The following is a 22,062-nucleotide window of genomic DNA, read 5'->3' as shown; positions in this document are numbered from 1 at the left end:
CATGATCACCGACGAACTTCGACTTCTCCCCGCACAGGCCGCGCAGGTCATCCGCAGGCATCCCGTCCCCGACCGCGGCCCCTCGGTGCCGGACATGCGATTGTCCGTGCTCGCCGTCCTGCTGCATTGCGCACCACTGCGCGGCGAGGCGTTCGTCGCGTTCCAGGTGCTGCAACGGCGCGGGCTCCCCGGGGAGTACTTCCTCGACCCCGGGCACGTCGACGACGCGGTGGCGCTGCTCGACGAGATCGACGTCTCCGACGCCGAGTGCGCGGCGACGTTCGGGCCGAACTGGCGCAGCGTGGTCGGACATGCCGTCGACGCGGCATCGGTTCTGCACGAGGGATTCGCCGTGCCGACGTGGACGACGGGTGTCGTCGGCAGCCACCGCAGGCTCGGGGCTTGGGCCTGCGCGCGTGACGCCGCCTGTGAGGCCGGTCGACTCGAATCCTGGTATCGCGCACAGGATGCCGCGTGGGAGCGGCAGTACATGGACGACGCGACGGTGCGGGTGGACGAACGTGTCCGCTCGGACGTCGCGACCGCGGTCCGCGACGCGGCAGCCGCACTCGCCGTCGCCGACCTCGCCGGCACCGGCGACCTCACGTCCGCCCACCTCGACACACTGCTCGAACCCTGGCGAACGGGCGTGGGAAGACTGTCCGACCGGTACTGCGCGGCGACCGGCTAGGTCCGCGTCCGATCCGGCCCGGGGGCACCGAGCCGCGCGGACACCGTGCGGGCCGATTCGGCGACGGTGCGGCCGAGCGAGTCGAGCATGGTGTGGGGAACCCGGAACCGGGGTGCGGACAGCATCACCGCGCCGACGAGGACGCCGCGGTGGTCGTGGACCGGCGCCGAGATGCCGACCTCCTCGATCGACGTCCGGCCGTCGTTGACGGCGTACCCGCGATCGCGGATCTCGCCCAGTTCGTCGAGGTACTCGCTCACCGAGTCGGCGTCGTCGGGCCCCAGCAGCAGCCGCCGTTCGAACAGCCGCTGTACCTCGGCGCGCGGCATGTCGGACAGGAAGACCTGGACCGACGAACTCGCATACGTGTCGTAACGGGTGCCGACCGCGGCCGTGTGCTTGACCTGCTTGGGACTCGGAACCTGTTCGACGACGACGGATTCGTGGCCGTTCCACACCATCAGGGCACTCGTCTCCTCGGTCCGCCGCGTAAGGCCTTCGAGTTCGGGCAGCGCCACCCGCCGAACGTCGAGGTTCGCCAGCAGCGGCCCGGCCAGGCCGATCACGCCGAGACCGAGGCGGTACCGCCCGGTGCCCTCCTCCCGCTCGACGTATCCCGCTTTCTCGAGGGTCGCGAGCATCCGGGACACACTGCTCTTGTGCAGATCGACCTTCCGCGCGATCTCGGTGACGCCGAGCACCGGTTCGGTGATCGAGAACGCCTCCAGAACGCGCAGCCCGTTGAGCAGAACCGACGGCGACGGCTTCGTGTCACCGTTCTGATCGCCGAGCTGATCGACGTCGTCCACACTCATGTCCGCTGTGCTCCTTCGACTCGGCTGGTACTCCTGCCGACCCTGCCACACCTGCGGCAGGGTCGGCGTACCGGTCAGATGCCGAGAATGTTGTGTTCGGGCCCGAACGGGAACCGGGTGATGTTCTCCGCGTCGTTCTCGCCGACGACCAGAATGTCGTGTTCACGGTAGCCGCCGGCACCGGGCATTCCCTCGGGAACCATGATCATCGGTTCCATCGACACGACCATGCCGGGTTCGAGGACGGTGTCGATGTCCTCACGGAGCTCGAGGCCCGCCTCGCGCCCGTAGTAGTGCGAGAGCACGCCGAAGGAGTGCCCGTACCCGAACGTGCGGTTCGGCAGCAGACCCTCGGCCTCGTAGATCTCGTTCAGCTCGGCCGCAATGTCCTTGCAGACCGCGCCCGGCTTGATGAGTTCGAGGCCGCGGCGATGAACCTTGACGTTGACCTCCCACAGTCGCAGATGTTCCGGCGACGGCTCACCGTAGAACAGCGTGCGCTCCAGCGCCGTGTAGTAGCCGGCGATCATCGGGAAACAGTTCAGCGACAGGATGTCTCCGCGCTCGACGCGTCGGCTGGTGGCCCAGTTGTGGGCGCCGTCGGTGTTGATACCCGACTGGAACCACACCCACGTGTCGCGCAGTTCGGCGTGCGGGAAGGTGGCCGCGATCTCCCGGATCATCGCGTTCGACCCGGCAATCGCCACCTCGTACTCCGGGACGCCCTCCGTGATGGCGTCGCGGATGGCCTCGCCGCCGAGGTCGCCGATCCGGGCGCCGTGCTTGATCAGTTCGATCTCCTCGGGCGACTTCACCATGCGCTGCCGCATCGTGGCCTTGGCGACGTCGGTGAAGGTCATTCCCGGCAGGACCGCCGCGACGCGGGACCGCAGGTCGGGGGTGAGGTGGTCGTCCTCGACACCGAGCATGCCGCGCGAGATGCCCTGGTTCGCCAGCACCTGCTGCACTGCGTACTCGAAGTTGTCGCGGCGCCAGTCGGTGTAGACGACGTTCTCGCCGAACGTGCGCCGCCACGGCATGCCGGCGTCGATGTTGGCGGACACGGTGGTCGAACTGTCCTGGGTGACGACGAGGGCGTAGGGACGGCCGAACGCGGTGTAGAGGAAGTCGGAGTAGTAGTTGATGTTGTGGTAGCTGGTGAACAGCGCGGCGGCGACCCCGTTGTCCGCCACGTGCTTACGCAGTGCGACGAGCCTGCGGTCCATCTCCACCGGGGAGAACGTGGGAACGACCTTCTCGCCGTTGGGGATGCTCTTGATGCGCTCGAGGTTCATGGTGCTCCTTGTCGAGTTGCCGGCATCGGGTGATGCCGCACGTGGTGGGTGAACGGGTGGTCAGGTGTCGGCGAGTGGACGCCGAGAGGTTTCGCGGGCCATCATCATCGAGCCCATGGCGACGAGGGCTGCGGCGACGAGGTACCACGCGGGCGCCAGTGGGCTGCCGGTGATCTCGATCAGCAAGGTGGCGACGAACGGCGCGGTGCCGCCGAACAGGGCATTGGCAGTGTTGAAGCTGAAGGCGAACCCGCTGTAGCGGACCTGGGTGGGGAAGATCTCGGACAGGAAGGTCGGGAGCGTGCCGTCGTTCATGGTGAGGAACGCGCACAGCACGATCTGGATGACGACGACACCGACGATCCCGACAGCCCCGAGCACGCTGAACAACGGGACGGTGAACACGGCGAAGCAGATCGACGCGCCGATGAGAACTCGCTTGCGGCCGAATCGATCAGAGAGCGCACCCATCCCGAAGATGAAGACGATGTAGCAGGCGAGGGCGATCGACGCGGCGACGAACGAGGCTGTGTGCCCGACGTTCAACACCTCCGACAGGTAGGTCGGCATGTAGCTGAGGATCAGGTAGAAGCCGACCGCGTTGAGGCAGGTGACCCCGAAGGCGATGACGATCGCGCGTCGATGATGGGTGAACAGGATCGACAGCGGCGCGTTGGCCTCCACTTTCTGTTCCATTTCCTGGAATTTCGGGGTGTCCTCGAGCTTCAACCGGATGTAGCGGCCGATCAGACCCATAGGCGCCGCGAGCAGGAACGGCAACCGCCAGCCCCACCCGTTGAGCTGTTCCGTCGAGAGCACTGCGGTGAGCAGTGCCGCGATCAACGATCCGAACAGAAGTCCGGCGGCGGTGGACGCGGGCACCACACTGGTGAACAGGCCACGCTTGCGGTCGGGGGCGTATTCGGCGAGGAACGCCGACGCGCCCGCGTACTCGCCGGCTGCCGAGAATCCCTGCACCATGCGGACGAGCAGCAGCAGGACCGGCGCGAGGTACCCGATCTGATCGAAGCCGGGGATCAGGCCGATACAGAACGTCGACGCCGACATGATGAGGATCGACAGCGACAACGCGGTGCGGCGCCCGATCTTGTCCCCGAAGTGACCCCAGACCAGACCGCCGATCGGACGGATGACGAACGAGATGGCGAAGACGGCGAACGTGGCCAGCAGGCCAGTCGTGGGCGCGGCCTCGGGGAAGAAGACCACCGCGATAACCGTTGCGAGATAACCGTATACGGCGTAGTCGAACCACTCGACGAAGTTCCCGACGAAACTCGCCGCGACGACTCGCCGGAGAACTCGGGGCGAGGGGTCTATCGCGCCGGCCTCTTCCGATTGCGGCGCAGTTGAGGGGGAATTGAGGTTTTGGGCCATGCCCACTCCTTCTCGGGGCGTCGGCGCCTGCCGACTGCAACGAATAGCTTTTGTTGCTTTGAGTGCAACTGCGATTCGTTCAGTGAGAATATTGTGCGCACCGTCACATGTCAACGGGGAGCGTCGTCACCGCACTCGGATCCGGGTTGCAGGGAATGGACTGAGCCTGAAAGCGCAGTAAACACGTCGTATGGGAGATGCCGCCACCTCCGCGCGCGATTCCGGTGAAGTTCACGCGAATGCAACCCTGTTGCAACAGGCGATCCTCGCTCGGGTTCCGCGACCCCGGAGGATGTCAGTTGGCGTCGACCACACCACCGAGGTAGAGGCGCGTCGCGAGGTGCACGGCGGCAAGCCGCGGCGAACCCGTCGGATCCTCGCCGAGCAGTGCGAAGATCTGCTCGAGCCGCTGGTACAGCGTCTGGCGCTGCACGTGCAACCGGGCCGCCGCCTCGGTCTTGTTGCACCCGCACTGCAGGTAGACGTCCAACGTGTCGATCAAGCGGCGACCACGTTCCGCACCCAATGCAAGGAGCGGTCCGAGCATCTCCCGGACGAACCCGGCCGGCAACGCAGGATCGCCGATTCGCCGGACGAGGCGTTCGAGAACGAGTTCCGCGGCGACCACCACGGTGTCGGCGATGCCCAGATCGCCCGCGAGGTCGAGCACGAACCGCGCCTCCGCCAGCGTCCCGGGCAATCCGGTCAGGCCGGTGACCACCGGCCCCACCGCTACCCGGGCCTGCTCCGCCCGGGACGTCGTGCGCAGGGATTCGGCCAGCGCAGTGCACGACCCGGACCGGTCGTCGGCCCGGACAACGACGATCGCGTGCAACTCGTCACCGGCCACCGACGACACCGTTCCGGTCGAGTACCGATGCAGCGTCGCATCGACAGCGGCGAGAGCCACCGGACCGTCGACCGAACGGCCGACGACCCCGACGTACGACACTCCCTCGGCCAGCCCCGCCGCGCGGGCGGCCGCAACGAGACGCTCGGGCGCAGGATTCGGCCGGCTGACGATCCGCAGCAACGCCTGCGCGGCGCGGACCGCGGCCGACGGCGGAAAGGATCGCAGGAGCGAGATCGCCAGCGCTGCCGGCGCTCGCTCGACGATCGCCTCCGCGGTGACGTGATCGGCCGGGTCGTCCGGGGACACCACGAGCGTCGCGACGCCGACACCCTGCACCACCACCGGAACGGAGAGCAGCCCCGCATCGGCGGCAGGAGTCGCGATCTCGTTCCCGAGGGCCGCGATCACGTCGCCGGCCGCGTCGAGCAGGGTCACGTCGCCGGGCAGGAGTCGCGCGAGCACCGCGAGCAACTCGTCGGGACCGCCACCGCGCGCCAGTTCCTCCGACAACGCGTGCGCGACGGCGTCACCACGGCGCAGTCGCTGCACCGATTCGTTGACCAACAGGCCGTTGATCGCCTCGGCCACCTCGACGAACGGCACGACCCCCCGCAACTCCACCACCGGCAACCCCGCCGCCGACGCCTCCTCGATCAGTTCCGTGGGGATCCGCGGCAGTTGCGACCCGGTCTCGATGGCCACTCCGGCGACGCGGCGAGCCGACAATTCGCGCACGTACCGCCGCAGTCGGTCCGGATCGGCGGATGCGAGCGCGAACCCGGCGGTCAGCAGTAGTTCACCGCCGCGAAGAAGGTGCGCGATGTCGATGACCTCGCTCGAATGCACCCAGCGCACCGTTTGCGTCGACAGGTGGGCTCCGACACGAACGACGGGGCGTCCGGCAGCCAGGCTCGGGTGCGCGAGGACGTCGGCTAACGACAGCGACATGACATTCCGTTCGTTGACAACCCGATTTTATTGGCAAAGTGTAAATGGTGTGATGTGGGTCACGCACCGGAAGATGGGAAGCCCACAAGGCCTCACCAAGGGAGTCCGATGGTCAAGAACATTCCCACCGACAGTCCCCACATTCACGACGTCGAAGAAGTACTGCAACCCATCCCCGAGGAAGCGCGCACGACGCGTGTCTCCGGCCAATTCTGGATCTGGGCGGGGGCGAACATCGCGCCCATCAACTGGGTTCTCGGCGCTCTCGGCATCGGCCTCGGACTCGGTCTCCGAGACACGCTCATCGTTCTTGTCGCCGGAAACATCGTCGGCATGGCACTTTTCGGCGTTTTCGTTCTCATCGGCCAGCGTACCGGCGTCACCGGCATGGTGTTGTCGCGGGCGGCGTTCGGCCGGCGCGGCGCCTATCTGCCGGCCGCAATCCAGGCCTGCCTGGCCGTCGGGTGGTGCGCCGTCAACACCTGGATCGTCCTCGACCTGGTCATGGCACTGCTCGGCAAGTTGGACCTCGTCGACCCGCACGAGCGGAACCTGGCAGCGAAGGTCCTCATCGGAGCGGTCATCATGACGATTCAGGTGACCATCGCGTGGTTCGGGTACCGCGTCATCGCCGCATTCGAGCGCTGGACGGTTCCACCGACGCTGGCGGTACTGGTCCTGATGTCCGTCGTCGCCTGGTTCCACCTCGACATCGACTGGTCGTATGCCGGACCCACCGGTGAAGTCCTGCACGGCGGCGCCCGGATCGCAGCCATGTCGACGGTGATGACCGTGATCGGAATCGGCTGGGGAATCACGTGGTTCACCTACGCCTGCGACTACTCACGGTTCGTGAGCCGGACGGTGTCGCGGCGCAAACTGTACCTGACCAGCACGCTCGGCCAGTTCGTTCCCGTGGTGTGGCTCGGAGTGCTCGGCGCGAGCCTCGCCACGACCAACGGTTCGGTGGATCCGGGTGAGCTGATCGTGTCGAACTTCGGCGCGCTGGCGCTGCCGGTGTTGTTCCTCGTCATTCACGGGCCGATCGCCACCAACATCCTCAACATCTACACGTTCTCGGTCGCCGCGCAGGCCCTCGACATCAAGGTGCACCGCCGGAAGCTGAACCTGCTGGTCGGCGTGTTCGCCCTCGTCGTGGTCGTCTTCTTCATCTTCCAATCCAGCCTGGCCACCGTGCTCGAGACGTGGCTGGCGGCGATCGTGGCCTGGATCGCGAGCTGGGCAGGCATCATGCTCGTCCACTACTTCCGGGTCGAGAAACGACAGATCGACGCACGCCGGCTATTCGACCCCATCGGATCGCGCCGACTGCCCGACGTCAACTGGACCACGATGGGATGCTTCGTCGCCGGAATCGCCGCGACGTGGCTGTTCATGTACGGCGCCACGAGCCTCACGCAGGGCTTCGCGGCACGCGCGCTCGGCGGGCTCGACCTGTCCTGGCTGGCAGGTGGCGGAGTCGCCGCCGCCCTATACGCCATCCTCGGCCCCCGCGCGCACCGCCCCTACCGCATCACCGGCCAATCCCCGACACGATCGGCCGCGACCACCGACTCCCCCGACGTCCTCACCGGCAACTGACCCCCGACACACCAGGAGCACTCGTGAACAACGAATTCACGTGGCCGCAGGGCCACACCGCAGCCGCCGCCTTCACGTTCGACGTCGACGCCGAATCCTGCGTCCTCGCCCACGATCCCACCTCGGCGAACCGAATGTCGCTGATGAGCCACCAGTCCTACGGCCCCCGCGTCGGCGTCCCCCGCATTCTGCGACTGCTCGAGCGCCAGGGCGTGCACGCGACGTTCTTCGTGCCGGGATTCACCGCCGAGTGCTACCCCGACACGGTCCGCGCCATCATCGACGGCGGCCACGAGGTCGGGCACCACGGGTATCTGCACGAACCCATGAAGGGCCTCGACGCCGCCACCGAGGCACGCTACCTCGACCGGGGACTCGACGCGCTCGAAGAGGTCGCGGGCATCCGCCCCGTCGGCTACCGCGCACCCTGGTGGGAAATGAACTGGCACACACCCGAACTCCTCGCCGAACGAGGATTCGTCTACGACTCCAGCCTGCTCGACGGCGACGAACCGTACCTCATGGCGACCAGCCCGGAATCCGGGCGCACCCTGATCGAAATTCCCGTCGACTGGGCACTCGACGACTGGGAGCAATACGCGTTCTACCCGGGTGTCACCGGCAGCGGCGTCATCGAAAGTCCCGCCAAGGTCCTCGAGATGTGGACCCTGGAAGCGGAGGCCCAGCACACCGAGGGCGGGTGCTTCGTCCTCACGAACCACCCGTTCATCTCCGGACGGCCCTCCAAAGCAGCAGCACTGGAACGACTCGTCGAGAACGTCAAGGCAATGGACGGAATGTGGGTGACCACCCTCGGCGAGATCGCCGCACACGCCCAACGCGTCTGCACCGACCCCTTCACACACACCCGATTCGAGATCCCCACCTTCCCCGACGTGCAAATCCGACAGACTCCCCCGGCCCGCGCCACACTGAGGTCCGAACGGTGAGGGTATATTTCTCGGTAGTTTTTCGTTCAAGTACAGGTCGAGGGTTCTGTCATTCGACTGAATGACAGACAGGACTGTTGCGCCTCAACAGCTTTCGAATATCAGCACCACTGGCTACTATTCTCGTCACACCGAATGAATCGACGATGTGGCGTTCGTCGACCATTCCGTGGAAGTCCCACCACCCTGAACGAGGTACAAAATGAAGGCTCGACGGCTAGTTCTCGGCATCCTCGGCTGCGCCGCCATCTCGATGGCGGCCGCACCTTCCGCGCAGGCGGCGACGATCTTCGATTTCCTTCCCCCGGAGATCGCGTCCCTGATCCCGAGCGGCTCGGCCGACGCCGTGAACCCCCTCCTACCGCCCGCACCCGCCGCTCCGGCAGCACCGGCTCCCACACCGCAGGTCGCGCCGGCACCGCGAGCGGCCCCCGCACCGCAGGTCGCGCCGGCTCCGCAGGCCCCCGCACCGCAGGCGGGTTACAAGAACTGCACCGAAGCCCGCAACGCCGGCGTCACGCCGATCTACCGCGGCCAGGACGGCTACGCGTCGCACCTCGACCGCGATAACGACGGCATCGCCTGCGAATAGCCGATCACCGACCGCCCCACCCTCGGACGCACCCCTTATGCGCGGACGCACCCCTATTCCGTTTGTTGCCAGGGTGGTCGTGAGACACATCGTGGCAACGGGCGCGGGGAAGCGAGTGATGCATGATCGACATCGAGATCGGACGCACCCCGACCGGCGGGAGGCAATTCCCGATTGCCTTTCGGCTCGAGTTCATCCACCAATGGGATGCTGCGACCGCCCGGGGCGCCAGGACCAGGTTGCTGCGCGAGCACAACCTCACCCGGGCCACCGTGCGGCGTTGGCTGCGCAGCCGTGACGAGGGAGAATTCACGGGACTGACGTCGGTCACCCGAGAAGAGAGGTCGCTGCGCCGAATGGAGAACGCCGACCGTGCCGAACTGGCACGACTACGCAAGGAGAATGCGGCACTCAAACACAAGGTCGCCCAGGGTGAGGCCGTGCAGGAAATTCTGGGAAAAGCGTACGAGCTCTTGGAGGGGATTACCACGAGCTCGACGACCGACGACGAACCCGAGATCCCGCCGGCGCTGCTGAGCGCCACCGAGTACGCGAACTGGCTCGAACGCAACAAACTGTACTGATCGAGTTCGTCGACGAGCTCGCCGCAACCGGGATCGGGGTCCGCGCCGCGTGTGGGCTGGTCGGGCTGCCACGCTCGACGTACTACCGGCTCACCCGCAACTACCGGCACTACCGGCCGGTGACCGACCCGATACCGCAGAAGAAGCGACGGCAACCGGCCGCGCTGACCGCCGATGAACGCACCGCCATCATCGCTGTGCTCGAATCCGACGAGTACGCCGAACTGTCTGTGGTGCAGACGTATTGGCGGGCGTTCGACGCGGGAAGGGTCGGTTGCTCGGAGCGGACCTTCTACCGGGTCGCGACCGAACAGAACATGGTCGGCGATCGCCGACGCAGGAAATACGGTGGTGGCTCAACTCCTCGGCACAAGCCGATCGTGCACTGCGGGCGGGTCGGGGACTTGTGGTCCTGGGATGTCACCGAGCTACGCGGCCCCCGCACGCAGGACCGCTACAAGCTGTATCTGGTGATCGACGTGTTCTCTCGGTATCCGGTGGCCTGGCGGATCGAGTACACCGAGAACACCGACCTGGCGGTGCAGATGTTCGCTACCGCCATCGCCGAACACGGGGCGCCGGGGGTGGTGCACGCCGACAACGGATCGATCATGCGTGCCCACACCCTCGTCGATGCGCTTGCGGGCAACGGTGTGCTCGCCTCGTATGCCCGGCCGCGGGTCAGTGACGACAACCCGTTCTCGGAGTCGCTGTTCAAGACCATCAAATACGACCTGAGCTGCCCGCTCGTGTTCGACAGCATCGACCATGCCCGCCACTGGACCGCCGAGTTTCTCCACCGCTACGCCACCGAACACCGCCACAGCGGACTCGGCCGCCACACCCCGGCGGCCATCCATGCCGGCACCGCTGCCCTCGACCGGCAACGGCGCCAGCAAGCGCTCGACCGCTACTGGTCGCAGCATCCAGAACGGTTCCGGGCCAGACCGGTAGCACCAGCCCTTCCCGGACCGACGGGAATCAACACCAACGTGTCTCAGACAGGTTGACAACTTCCGATTCAGGCCCTAGAAGTGGTGCGTCTACCGCGAAGGGGTGCGTCTGTGCGTCACCCCCGCGACCACCCCGCGCTCACGCCTGCGAGACACCCCGCAGACGCACCCCTTCTGCGCAGACGCACCCATTCGGGCCCTAGAAGTGGTGCGCGTACCGAGAAGGGGTGCGTTTGCCCCGTCAACCCCGCCAGACCAGCCGGTGTCGCCGTTCCCGTGCGGGGCGGGGTGGTCGGCACTAAGTTCGGCGATGACGGTTTGAGGTTCTACGCGAGGGGGCGGTCCGGCATGGGCAGGACATATTTCAGGACGTTGGGCGCGGTCGCGCTGGCCGGTGGTGCCGCACTCGGTGCGGGCGCCGGCACGGCCGGGGCAGATGTTCTCACCGAGATCAACGGCTGCAGGATCGTGGCGAATCCGACCCCCGAGGACCGCACGACGTGCCCGGGCGCGGATCTGAGTTCCGCGAACCTGGCGGGCCTGAACCTGAGTTTCGCCGACCTGGCGGGCGCGAACATGAAGCGGGCGAACCTCACCGGCACGAACTTCGCCGCCGCGGATCTGTCGCACGCCGACCTGAGTGACGCGAACATCACCGGCACGAACTTCACGGACTCGCAGCGCAATGCGGTGATTCTGTACAGCACGGATATCGACATCCTCGGCACGATCGTCGGGGACCTCAACATCACGACCGACCCCGAATGGTCCACCGACGCCCACGAGCGCGCGCTTGCCTCGGTCGTGCCGGTGACACCGCAGGTCCCGCTGCCGTAATCCACCCCGCACCATCCACCCGGGCCGCGCACTGCGCGGCCCGGGTTTTGCGTGCCCGCACCCCTTGACATTGGATACTTTCACTATCCATTATTAGATAGTTCCAATATCCAATCTTGGAGGCGTCAGATGACGACGATCGAACCCACCCGTTCGACGCACCATTACGAAGGCGAACTGGTGGTCTTCCTGATCGGGATGACCATCAACCGGCCATGGCGGCCCGACCTGTGGCTGCCCACCCTTGCCGCGATGCCGAGGATGTTGCGCGAACTCTCGGAGGACCCCGATTCGGGTCTGCTGGGTTACCGCCTGACATTCGAGGGGCGCGGCCCGACGGTGATTCAGTACTGGAGCTCCGTCGACAAGTTGTACGCCTACGCCAGTGACAGCCAAGCGAAGCACCGCCCCGCCTGGGCCGCGTTCAACCGGCGGGCCCGCAAGGCGCCCGGCGCAGTCGGCGTCTGGCACGAGACGTATCCGGTGGACCGCGCCGAGTCGATCTACGTCGGCACACCGGCGATGGGCCTGGCCCGGGCCACGACGCGTGTGCCCGTCGCACGGAAGTTCAATGCTGCCCGCGACCGGTTGTCGCGCAGCGGTACCCACGAAGACTGATCGATTCAGGAGACTGACCATGGAACCCTTGATCGCCCTCGTCGCCGTCACTCTGGCACTGCTCGCCGCGGGCGCGGCCGGTGTGCGCCGGTTCCGGCCGTGGCCCGTCGCCCTGCGGGGTGGACTCGCGGCCATGTTCACACTGACCGGGATGGCCCACTTCGTCGGACTGCGTGCGGAACTCGTCGCCATGGTTCCACCGTCGCTACCGAACCCGAGTCTGTCGGCGACCCTCGCCGTCGTGATCTCGTCCGTGCGGGGCCGGGCTACGGAATCGCCCTCCGAAGCCCACTCGCTCGCAGCACCCGGCGTTGCACTCCCGCCCGCACCGCATCCTCGGTCCCGATGATCCGCACATGCTTTCGTGCGCGGGTGATCGCGGTGTACAGCAATTCGCGGGTCAACAGCGAGGATGCCGCACCGGGCAACACCACGGTCACGGTGTCGTACTGGCTGCCCTGACTGCGATGAATCGTCATCGCGTACACCGTCTGCACCGCGGACAGGTGCGTCGGATGCAACAGGAACGGTTCGCTGCCGCGCACGAACGCGGCGAACAGTTCGTCGTCGTCCCGACGCACGATCACGCCGGTGTCGCCGTTGTAGATCTTCGTTTCGTGATCATTGGCGGTCACCATCAGCGGCTGGCCCGGATACCAGCGATCCGGGTCCAGTCGCTGCCCCGTCGACTCCCCGATCCACTCCATCGCCTGCCGCGCCCACCGCTGCACCCCGTACGGACCTTCCCGATGCGCGCACAACAGCCGGTGCCTCTCCGAATGCTGCAGTGCAGCAGCGGCATCGCCGGATTCCGCAGACCCCGTGATTGCGGCAGCCGTCGTCACGACGTCTGCCCGCAGTGCGTCCAGATCTTCGGGTCCGTGGAAAGACACCTCGGGGGCACCGCGCGACAGGATCTCCACGACCTCGTCCGGCTCGCCTTCCCGCACCGCGACGGCCAACTCGGCGATGGCGCCGCCGAAGCGCCGCCCGCGGCTGAGCCGGACCACTCCGCCCCGCAATCTGTCCCGTTCGCCCGCACTCAACGCGGCTTCGAGTGGGTCGTCGGCGGCGTCGAGGTCGTCGCCGACGATCCTGGCGAGCACCGGATTCTCAATACCCGACACCGGCCGCGCGACGAGATCGGCCAGGACCGCGCCCGCGTCGACGGACGTCAGCTGATCCGGGTCCCCGACGAGCACCAACTGGGTGTCGGGGCGGACGGCCTCGAGGAGCCGGCACATCATCGTCAGCGACACCATCGACGTCTCGTCGACCACGATCACGTCGTAGGGCAGGTGGTTGTTCGCGTTGTAACGGAAGCGGCTGCCGCGTCCACGCTGCCAGCCCAGCAACCGATGCAGTGTCATCGCCGTCAGTTCGCGCGGCAACCCGAGTGCGTCGGCCTGCTCGCGCACCGACTCCTGCAACCGCGCCGCGGCCTTCCCGGTGGGTGCCGCCAGCGCGATACGCCGTCCCGGCCCGGGCTGCCTGATCAGCAACGCCAGCACCCGGGCGACGGTGTGGGTCTTGCCCGTTCCGGGTCCGCCGACCACCACCGACGTCCACTGGGTGGCCGCGACCGCGGCCGCGATCCGTTGTCGATCCGGCGACGGTGCCTGCGCCGTGTCGTCGTTCTGGTCGCGGAACAACGCGTCCAGCCCGTCCCGCAGCGACTGCTCGTCGACGACGGGATACCCGACGGCACGCTGGTCGAGAACCCGCCGGATGGTCGCCTCCTGCCGGAAGTACCGGTCGAGGTAGAGCAGCCCGCCCTCGGCCGTGTCGACGAGCCGCAAGGGTCGTAGCGGTCCCGCGGGACCACCCGTGACCAGCGGGCTCCGGCGCAGTGCCGCGACGACGGCGTCGTCGTCCGGCCACGGCAGGGCGTCGAGATCGACCTCGGATTCCTCGTCGACGGTGACCTCCCGGAACCGCGTCAGGTCCAGGCACACCGAGCCGGACCGGACCGCGCGCACCGCCAGCGCCGTCGCCAGCACGACGTCTTCCGAGGATTCGCCCCCGAGCGCCGACAACCGCAGCGCGACGTGCACGTCGGCGGCGGCCAGCACCCCGGCCTCGTTGAAGATCCGCAGCATCCCCTTGCCGCGCTGCGCCACCTCCACCCCGGTCATCGCGCCGCCTCCTGCGTGGAGGCCGATCCGGACAGCAGGTCTGACAGCGCGGTGATCAGCGCGGCGGGCGGCGCCCAGTCGAAGACTCCACAGCCCGGTGGCGTGCCGGGCCCGACCATCCCGCGGACGAACAGGTACTGCACACCACCGAGGTGCACGGCCGGATCGTAATCCGGCTGCCGCCAGCGCAGGTAGCGATGCAGCGCAACGGAATACAGCAGGGCCTGCAGTGGATAGTGCGCCCGCAGCATTTCCGCGGCCATCCTCTCGCGGGTGTAGTGCGCGGTGGTCAGGTCGCCTTGCGCGAGACGGTTGGTCTTGTAGTCGACCACGACGTACCGCGGTCCGGGCAGTCGCAGCACCGCGTCGATGCTGCCGGTGAGGTATCCGCGCAGCGGGGTCGGTTCGAGGGTCTGCACGGCGTCGGCGTACGACCGCAGCGGGTCGTCGTCGGGGAGGTGGGTGCGCAGCAGTCGGCCGATACCGTCGAGCATCACTGTGAGCGACGGCGTGTCGCCGCCGGCGAGGGGCAGTTCGAAGTCGAGTTCCGCCAGCAGGTCTGCGGGTGCCAGGTCCGCGAGTGCCCCCGCGCCGAGCGGAGTGCGCAGCACCGGTACCAGTGCTGTGGCGAGCTGGGCCGGATCGACGTCCGACAGGGTCGACGCGATCACGTCGCGGCAGCACCGCAGGACTTCGTCGTCCAGATCGGGTGCCGCGGTGTCGACGATCTCGAAGACGGCATGGACGAGCGTGCCGAACGTCGCGCCGCCCGGCAGTTCGTTCATCGTCGACGGCAATCCCGCGGTGACGTCGTCCGGCGCGTGCAGCGGCGGTTCGTCCGGCTCGTCCGTCTTCTCCTCGACCTCCGCTTCACTGCCGACGGCGGGCGCGTCGTGTGCGGACGCCGTCAACGCCGAATACGACGTGCGACGCCACCGCGTGTCCAACAGCCGACGGAACCTCGCCGCCTCCAGTTCGCCGCTGGGCTCTCGTTGGGGTGTCCAGTCGACCCGCGGGATGGGTTCGGAACCCACGGCCTCGACGGTCACCGTCTCGGGTGCCGCCGTGCCCCAGGCCGACAACCGTTCCGCGACAATCGGATCCTCGGGGACGGAGACCTTCTGAGGGACGTCCCGCTGCCCGGGTTGCCGGCCCAGGATCATCCGGTGCAGCGGCGCGCCTGCCGTCGTGAACGCCGGCGCCCACCACATCACGAGCCCGCACATCGCCCGGGTGACCGCGACGTAGAGCAGCCGCAACTCCTCCCCCGCCTCCTCCGCGTCGTGCCGGTTCCTGCGGTCCGCGTAGCCGGGGCTGCCGGGGCCGCCGACGTCGAGGACGCGTCGCCCGTCGTCGTCGTGCAGCAACAGTTTGGTCGGTTTCGAGATCGTGGCGGCGTCCCACGCGTACGGCAGGTAGACAAGCGGGAATTCAAGGCCCTTGCTGGCGTGGACGGTCGCGATCTGCACCGCCGCGGCGTCGCTGTCGAGCCGCCGGCTGCGGTCCACCCCGCCCGACGTCGGATCCTTCATACGTTCGGTGAGCCAGCGGATGACCGCCGTCAGGCCGAGCGACTGCTCGACGGCGGCACCGTTGAGCAACTGCGCCACGTGCCGGAGATCGGTCAGCGCCCGCTCGCCCGCCGCCACCCGGAGCAGTCTCGCCTCCAGCGCGCCGACCGCGGACAGTCGTTCGAACAGCGCCGCGAAACCGGACTGCGCGAACACCGAGCCGAGCTCCCTCAGCTGCCCGCCCACCTCCGCGACGATCTCGTCACCGCGGGCGTCGAGTTCCTCGGCCGTGTGTCCGAGCAGCGGGGTGAGCGCGGCCAGCCGCACCCGGTCGGCGCGGTGCGGCTGCTCGATGGCCTGCAGGATCCAGAGCCAGTGCTGCGCAGCGGGGGTGGTGAAGACGCTGGCCCCACCGGCGAGCACGGACGGCACCCCGGCCCGGTCGAGGGCGTCGTGGACCAGGGTGATCTGGGCGTTGGTGCGCACCAGGACCGCGATGTCGCCGGGCTCGACGAGTCGGACGGTTCCCCCGACGTCGAGTGTCGCGCCGCCGTCGAGGAGGGCGACGATGTCGGCGGCGAGGTCGGCGGCGATCCTCTTCCGGAGCGGCCCCACTCCCGGGTATCCCGACTTGTTGAGCGGCCCGGCGCCGGTGCGCGGCAGGTACCGCAGCCGCAGCGGCACGGCACCCGTGAGGCGCGACTTCGGCCGCGCACCGTCGACGCGGTGCACGACGATCTCGGGATGCCCGAGTGCGGCGCCGCCGTGCAGGTATTCGAGGCCGTCGAGGAGTTCCTGATCGCTGCGCCAGTTGGTGGTCAATTCCTGGTGCCGGTCGGCGGAGCGCACCGCGTCCAGGTAGCTGAGGACCTCGGCGCCGCGGAACGCGTAGATCGCCTGCTTCGGATCGCCGACGAGCACCAGTGTTCCGCTGTCGTGGAAGGTGCGGCGCAGGATGTCCCATTGCAGGGGGTCGGTGTCCTGGAACTCGTCGACGAGCACGACGCTGTAGCGTTCGCGGACCCGCCTGCAGGCCGCCGCACCGTGCTCGGGATCGCTGAGGACGCGGTGGAGGAGCATGGGGAGATCGTCGAAGTCACGCAGTCCCACCGCGCGTTTGCGGCGCTCGACTTCGGCGCGGACCGCCTCGGCGAACGCCACCCGCTCTCCGGCCGGGGTGCCCCGCGCATCTTCCGGGGCGAGCACGGCCTGCGGGTCGAAGATGGCGGCGCGGGCGGCGGCGGTGGCCTCGGCGGGTGTGAATGGAGCGGAGTCGGCGCGACTGTACGCCCGGAGGTACAGGTCGGCGATCACCTCCGTCGTGAGGTCGTCGGCGGCCTCGACGAGCACCGTGTCGGGGTCGCGTTCGCCCGCGATCCCGAGGCCGTCGAGCATGCGCTGGCAGAAGCTGTGGGTGGTGACGATGGTGGCGGCGTCGAAGTCCGACAGTGCCTGCAGCAGACGCCGGCGGCGCAGCGTCACCTCGTCGGCGTCGGCCTCGGCGAGGTGCCGGATCACGTTGTCCGCGCTCAGCCGCGCCGCCGCGGGATCGGCCAATGCGGCTGCGGCGGAACCGAATCGCTCACGGGTGCGTTCCCGCAGTTCCTGCGTCGCCGCGCGGCTGAACGTCACCAGCAACAACTGCGACAGGTCGACATCGCCCTCGGCGACGAAGCGGGCGGCCAGACCGACGATCGCGTACGTCTTCCCGGTACCGGCGCTCGCCTCGAGCACCGTCGTGCCCTCCGGCAGCGGACCGAGCAGGTCGAAACCCCGCGCGCCGGTCACGGCTGCGCCACCGTCTCGGCGGCGAGCAGCGGCGCCCACAGTTGCCGGGCGTAGTTCTCGATGGTCACCGCGTCGCCGAGGACGTCGATACCGGGTGAGGACCCGTACACGTACGTGATGTGGCGGTCGCGTGCGTCACCGAAATCACTGCTCCATTCCTTCCGGGCCGCCTCGATCGCGTCCTCCATGCTGCTGCCGCCGTGACGTCGCTCGGCGTAGGTCGCCGATGCGCCGGTCGCGATCGGCAACGGCGCATGCAACCCGAGATCGCGCAGTTCGACCAGTCGCACCAGTTCCTCCAGCGGGTTCTCCGGTGCCGTCAGGGTCGAGCGCCACGCCGGGCGGCTGTACGAGCCGCGGCCGGTGGTCACGGCTGTCCATTCGATGTCGCCGTTGCGGTCGGATGCCGCGACCGCCAGCAACTGGGCCCACGCGGTGAGGCGGTGTTTCGGCCCCAACCTCGAATACGTGGTGCTCGCGATCACCGATCCGTGTACACCCCCCACGGTCCCGGTGAGGCGCCGTCCGTTGCCGAGATCGACATCGACGTCGACCGTCTCCGCGCGCCCGACGTGCACGGACCCGCTGACCGCGACGAGCGACTCGACCGCGTGCTCGATGTCGCCGAGCACCGCCTCCCCCAACTTGTACGGGGGCAACGTGCCCCGGCGCCACTCGGCGGCACGGAAGTCGGCCGGTTCGGTTCCCGACAGTCGCGCGACGAGCATCCTCTGGCCGAGGTCCCAGCGGGCGAGCGGATCGGGCGCCACGTCCAGTGCGTCGGCAAGGTCCTCGTCCACATCGGGGACCCGCAACCCGAGCCGTTGGCGCAGGAACGCCTGCGTCGGGTGCACCAGGAACGCGACGAGTTCGGCGAGATCAACGGGGGCCGGCGGCGGCGGCACCAGCGGCGCCGGCAGGAACGCAGGTACCGGTTCGGGCGGGTGCTGCGCAGCGCGGGCACCGGCCAGCGCCGCCCGGTCGAAACTGAACGGGTGCTCGGGCCGGAAGTTGCGGGCGTCGAACGGCTGCAACGGATGCCGCGTCACGATGCCGGGGAGGGCATCGCTCCCCACGGTGGCCGCGACCGCGTCGAGCAGTTCGGACAGCGGGATCGCAGGAGGTCGCGACATGCCGGTGACGGGGTCGGCGCCCGTGTAGAACAGCAGGAGCTTCTCGCCGGCGGACATGACGGCGTCGAGCAGCAACTGCCGGTCCTCGCTGCGCGGATCGCGTTCGCCGAGCAGAGGATTGCGGGTCAGCACGTCGTCGCCGTCCACACTCACGCCCCGCGGGAACACTTCGTCGTCGAGGCCGAGGAGGACGACGACGCGGTGCGGCACCGAGCGCATCGGCACCATGGTGCACACCGTCAGCTCCCCGGTGCGGAAGTTCGCGCGGGTGGGACGTCCCGCGAGCCGGGTGGCGAGCATGGCGCGCACGTCGGACAGTCGCAGGACCGTGTCGCCGCCGTGCTCCGTCGCCGCCCCGAGTTCCCTTCTGGCCTGCGCCAATTGCCACGTGTCGGCGGCACCGACGTCGACGAGCAGGTCCAGCGCCCGGGTGAGCGCACTCGACCAGTCCGCGACCGACTGCGGCCCGGCCAGCCCGCGCAACGCGACGTCGAGGCGGTCGACGAACTCGGCCAGCCTCCCGGTGAGGTCGATGTCGTTGCTGTCGACGTCGTCGAGCGGAAGTGCGAGGGCGAGCCATTCGCCTTCGGACTCGTCGGCCGCGGCGCCGAGCAGGATGCGGTCGAGTGCGGTGGTGAACGTGTTCTGCGGGAAGTCGCCGAGGCCGAACGCCGCGCGCTGTCGCGGTCCTATCCCCCAGCGGGCGCCCGTCGCGGACGCCCACTCGCGGATTCGTTCGAGGTCGTCGTCGCCGAACCGGAATCGCCTGCGGACCGGCGCGGCCGCCGACAGGTCCAGAATCTGACTGGCCGTCACCCTCGCGTCGGCGAGTTCGAGGAGACTCGACACCACGGCGAGCACCGGATTGGTCTGATGCAGAGCCCGATCCGCGAGCCGGACCCGCAGACGGTGACCGGGATGCCCGAGCACGTCCTGCCCGAACGCGGCCCGGATCAGCGGCGCGTACGACTCGACGTCGGGGCACATGACGAGCACGTCGCGCGGTTCGAGAGTCGGATCGTCCTCGAAGAGATGCAGGAGGCATTCGCGCAGGACCTCCACCTGTCGCGCGGGCCCGTGGCACGCGTGGACCTGCACGGACGCGTCGGCGGTGCACGCGGCGAGTGCAGGCGCCCGGTCGTCCCGGACATCGGCCTGCAGGCACCCCAGCAGGGAGTCGGGCGGCGGGGGTCCCGCGTGGTGGAGGTCGTCGACGTCGAGGCGGGTCAGTCTCGATTCGAGTTCGCGCACGTCCCGCGCCAGGCTCGACAGCAGCGGGTGGGCGACGGACAGCGCGGTGTGGTCGTCGGCGCGCGCGAGGACGCCGTCCGTCGTCGACAACGACGACCACAGTGCGGGACTCGGATGCGGAAGCCACAGGTGCACATCGCGATTGACGGCCAATGCAGCGAGCACGGCGATCTGATCGGTCGCGAGGCGGGTCGGACCGAACAGCGACAGCCTGCCGGGGAGTTCGACGAGGGCCGGTTCCTCGCGCAGCCGCGCGCAGGCGGAGTCGAGGCGCTCGGCGGGCGCGGGACCGCCGATCCTCGCACGCAGCCGCCGCCACAGTTCGGCCTGCCACAGCAGGTCCTCGTCGAGCGGACCGCCGGCACCGTCGGAGTCCCGGCCCGCCGCCCAGTCGACCAGCATCGCGGGCCGCTGCGCGGAGTAACTGCGGAACAGTTCGGTTAGGTGCGATGCGGTGGCGTAGCGCCTGCCGGGCCGATGATTGTCGGTATCGGGGCTTCCGCGCCCGAGGTGTTTCGCGAGGACGGCGCACCAGGGTTCGCCGAGGCAGTCGTCGATCACACCGAGCAGCGCCCACAGCATCCGGGACGGGTGCCACGGGTCGTCGTCGGCGGACACGCCAGTGGCGGCGGCGAGGCACTCGTCCACGAGCCGGGTGGGTGACGGGAAGTCGATGTTCGCGGCCACCCCGTCGCCGACGCCGGGCCGGGCACCGAGCGCGGTCGAGAGTCGCTGGGTGAGCCAGCGCTCCACACCCTTCGCCGGGACGGCGACGACCTCACGGGCGAACGGATCGGGCAGCGGGGTCGCGAGCACGTCGCCGAGAGCCGACGCGAGGGTGGTGGAACGCTCGGCGCGATGCAGTACGAGCACGTGGCCTCCCTTCGCTCCCCAACTCCGGTCGGCTCAGACTTACCACACCCCACCGACTCGACAGGCCACTCCGCACGTGAGTGGCAAAGTGTGCCGGGGCACGCTTTGCCGCTCACGTCAGCGGCCGGGGCGGGCCTGGGTGAGGTGCGGGACCCAGCCGTGGGTGGGCCACTTCTTCAGGCCGACCTTGGCGGGGACGATCCGCTTGTTCACGAATTGGCTCTCCAGTTCGGTGTCGGACTCGCCCGTGAACCGCCACAGCGCCGCGTCGCCGGGTCGTGCCACCGACGACCAGGACCTGGCCCGGTACGCGGCCCGGACGATGTTGTCCGCGAACACGATCACCGGGATGTCGTCGGTGTTGCGGACTGCAGCGCCCGCTGCCCACGCACCGCGGGACAGTTCGTACACCTCTTCCGACGTCACGCCCCGCCGGGACGCGGCGGGCACCTCGAGGACGACGCAGGGGGTCGGCAGATTCGGCACAGGTTCTGCTGCGTATTGCAACACGAGGTCGTCGACGGGTACCGCGCGCTGCTCGGCCGCGCCGCCGGCGAGGTTGCCGAGCGCGGAACCCTCGACGAGCCCCAGCGCTCCCACCACCCCGTTGCGCACCGCGTCGGCGACGCCACCGGTGTCGGAAATGCGGTGCGCCACGATGTAGTGCTCGACCTCGTGGCCCGAGTCGTAGATCTCCCGGATGCGGGCGATCGTCGCGGCTTTCACCTCGGCGCCGTCTGTCTCCGGATCCTCGAGCGTCTGCCGATGCTCGTTCTCGGCCAGCGCCTCCCACACGTAGCCGTACACCCGGGTGCCTCGGCCGGCGCCGACGTAGAACACCAACCTGTTGCGGGGGTCGAGGAGCGCGTAGACGTAGGTGCCGAGTTCCTCACCCACCCGCTTCGGGAACGGCTGCGGCGCATGGCGGGTCTGATACACCTCTTTCAGGATCAGGCGCAGCGCCGCCAGTTTCAACGCGACGGGAGTACCGCCGTCGATGCCGTCGAACAGCGCGGTGGCGGCGCCCTGCACGGAGGAGAAGGTGTGCCCGATGTGCCGTTCCAGGGACTTCGTGACGTCCGCGAACTGCGCGAACCGCACTTTCGGGTCGGGGGACGCGTTGTCCAGGTCGTTGGACGCGAGGAAGGTCTGGACCTCGGCATTGTCGAGCCAGCGAGAAGTGATGTCGATCGGGATCGTCCAGACGGTAGCCATGCCCCTACCGTAAGGGAAAACCT

At 68.5% G+C, this 22,062-nt stretch carries 17 protein-coding genes; 9 read left to right on the top strand and 8 right to left on the bottom strand.

The features are described 5' to 3' along the window. Position 1 precedes the first annotated feature (1 nt). Positions 2-691 (top strand): hypothetical protein, encoded by a 690-nt coding sequence (locus CA951_RS12635; protein WP_087557168.1) that lies wholly within the window; start codon positions 2-4, stop codon positions 689-691. On the opposite strand, the gene CA951_RS12630 is transcribed toward CA951_RS12635, so the two are convergent. The 4 genes from CA951_RS12630 to CA951_RS12615 form a co-directional block, all read right to left on the bottom strand. Then, on the bottom strand, positions 688-1,506 hold the full coding sequence (locus CA951_RS12630; protein WP_087557167.1) for an IclR family transcriptional regulator: 819 nt from the start codon (positions 1,504-1,506) through the stop codon (positions 688-690). The two genes, CA951_RS12635 and CA951_RS12630, sit on opposite strands and share 4 nt — an antisense overlap. Before the next feature lie 74 nt (positions 1,507-1,580). After that, on the bottom strand, positions 1,581-2,801 hold the full coding sequence (locus CA951_RS12625; RefSeq protein WP_087557166.1) for a M24 family metallopeptidase: 1,221 nt from the start codon (positions 2,799-2,801) through the stop codon (positions 1,581-1,583). A 60-nt stretch (positions 2,802-2,861) separates the two neighbouring features. Next, the gene (locus tag CA951_RS12620) at positions 2,862-4,196 is read right to left on the bottom strand and encodes an MFS transporter (protein ID WP_087557165.1); all 1,335 of its coding nucleotides are present in this window, start codon (positions 4,194-4,196) and stop codon (positions 2,862-2,864) included. Between the two features lie 295 nt (positions 4,197-4,491). Beyond that, positions 4,492-5,997 carry a PucR family transcriptional regulator gene (locus tag CA951_RS12615; protein ID WP_087557164.1) on the bottom strand — a complete coding sequence of 502 codons (1,506 nt, stop codon included), beginning with the start codon at positions 5,995-5,997 and terminating at the stop codon, positions 4,492-4,494. A gap of 108 nt (positions 5,998-6,105) precedes the next feature. Here CA951_RS12615 and CA951_RS12610 point away from each other — a divergent pair, with 108 nt between their 5' ends. The 8 genes from CA951_RS12610 (at position 6,106) to CA951_RS12575 (ending at position 12,482) form a co-directional block, all read left to right on the top strand. Continuing rightward, positions 6,106-7,599 carry a cytosine permease gene (locus CA951_RS12610; RefSeq protein ID WP_087557163.1) on the top strand — a complete coding sequence of 498 codons (1,494 nt, stop codon included), beginning with the start codon at positions 6,106-6,108 and terminating at the stop codon, positions 7,597-7,599. A 23-nt stretch (positions 7,600-7,622) separates the two neighbouring features. Further along, positions 7,623-8,549, top strand: a complete 927-nt coding sequence (locus CA951_RS12605; protein WP_087557162.1) for a polysaccharide deacetylase — start codon at positions 7,623-7,625, stop codon at positions 8,547-8,549. 202 nt (positions 8,550-8,751) lie between these two features. Continuing rightward, the gene (locus CA951_RS12600) at positions 8,752-9,141 is read left to right on the top strand and encodes an excalibur calcium-binding domain-containing protein (protein ID WP_087557161.1); all 390 of its coding nucleotides are present in this window, start codon (positions 8,752-8,754) and stop codon (positions 9,139-9,141) included. A 122-nt stretch (positions 9,142-9,263) separates the two neighbouring features. Beyond that, a complete protein-coding gene (locus tag CA951_RS44135; RefSeq protein ID WP_256973529.1) occupies positions 9,264-9,725 on the top strand; it encodes a hypothetical protein in 462 nt (153 codons plus the stop codon). Then, positions 9,698-10,735 (top strand): IS3 family transposase, encoded by a 1,038-nt coding sequence (locus CA951_RS12590; RefSeq protein WP_143543041.1) that lies wholly within the window; start codon positions 9,698-9,700, stop codon positions 10,733-10,735. The genes CA951_RS44135 and CA951_RS12590 overlap by 28 nt, the downstream gene beginning before the upstream one ends. A 291-nt stretch (positions 10,736-11,026) precedes the next feature. Further along, positions 11,027-11,515, top strand: coding sequence for a pentapeptide repeat-containing protein (locus tag CA951_RS12585; protein ID WP_087557159.1), 489 nt, complete (start codon positions 11,027-11,029; stop codon positions 11,513-11,515). A gap of 129 nt (positions 11,516-11,644) precedes the next feature. Beyond that, complete coding sequence (locus tag CA951_RS12580) at positions 11,645-12,133, top strand: DUF4188 domain-containing protein (protein WP_087557158.1); 489 nt, start codon at positions 11,645-11,647, stop codon at positions 12,131-12,133. 19 nt (positions 12,134-12,152) lie between these two features. Next, positions 12,153-12,482 (top strand): hypothetical protein, encoded by a 330-nt coding sequence (locus CA951_RS12575; protein WP_087557157.1) that lies wholly within the window; start codon positions 12,153-12,155, stop codon positions 12,480-12,482. Here CA951_RS12575 and recD read toward each other — a convergent pair. The 4 genes from recD to CA951_RS12555 all read right to left on the bottom strand — a co-directional run bounded on the left by recD (position 12,400) and on the right by CA951_RS12555 (position 22,039). Then, on the bottom strand, positions 12,400-14,268 hold the full coding sequence (gene recD / locus CA951_RS12570) for an exodeoxyribonuclease V subunit alpha (protein WP_087557156.1): 1,869 nt from the start codon (positions 14,266-14,268) through the stop codon (positions 12,400-12,402). The two genes, CA951_RS12575 and recD, sit on opposite strands and share 83 nt — an antisense overlap. After that, the gene (locus CA951_RS12565) at positions 14,265-17,606 is read right to left on the bottom strand and encodes a UvrD-helicase domain-containing protein (RefSeq protein ID WP_087557155.1); all 3,342 of its coding nucleotides are present in this window, start codon (positions 17,604-17,606) and stop codon (positions 14,265-14,267) included. The genes recD and CA951_RS12565 overlap by 4 nt, the downstream gene beginning before the upstream one ends. Next, positions 17,564-20,824 carry an exodeoxyribonuclease V subunit gamma gene (gene recC / locus CA951_RS12560; protein WP_087557154.1) on the bottom strand — a complete coding sequence of 1,087 codons (3,261 nt, stop codon included), beginning with the start codon at positions 20,822-20,824 and terminating at the stop codon, positions 17,564-17,566. Before recC ends, CA951_RS12565 begins: the two co-directional genes overlap by 43 nt. 117 nt (positions 20,825-20,941) lie before the next feature. Next, positions 20,942-22,039, bottom strand: a complete 1,098-nt coding sequence (locus tag CA951_RS12555; protein ID WP_087557153.1) for a GIY-YIG nuclease family protein — start codon at positions 22,037-22,039, stop codon at positions 20,942-20,944. Positions 22,040-22,062: the final 23 nt, after the last annotated feature.

The organism is Rhodococcus sp. NCIMB 12038, assembly GCF_002165735.1.
In the GTDB taxonomy this organism is placed as follows: Bacteria; Actinomycetota; Actinomycetes; order Mycobacteriales; family Mycobacteriaceae; genus Rhodococcus_F.
This window is presented reverse-complemented; position numbering and strand designations above follow the sequence as displayed.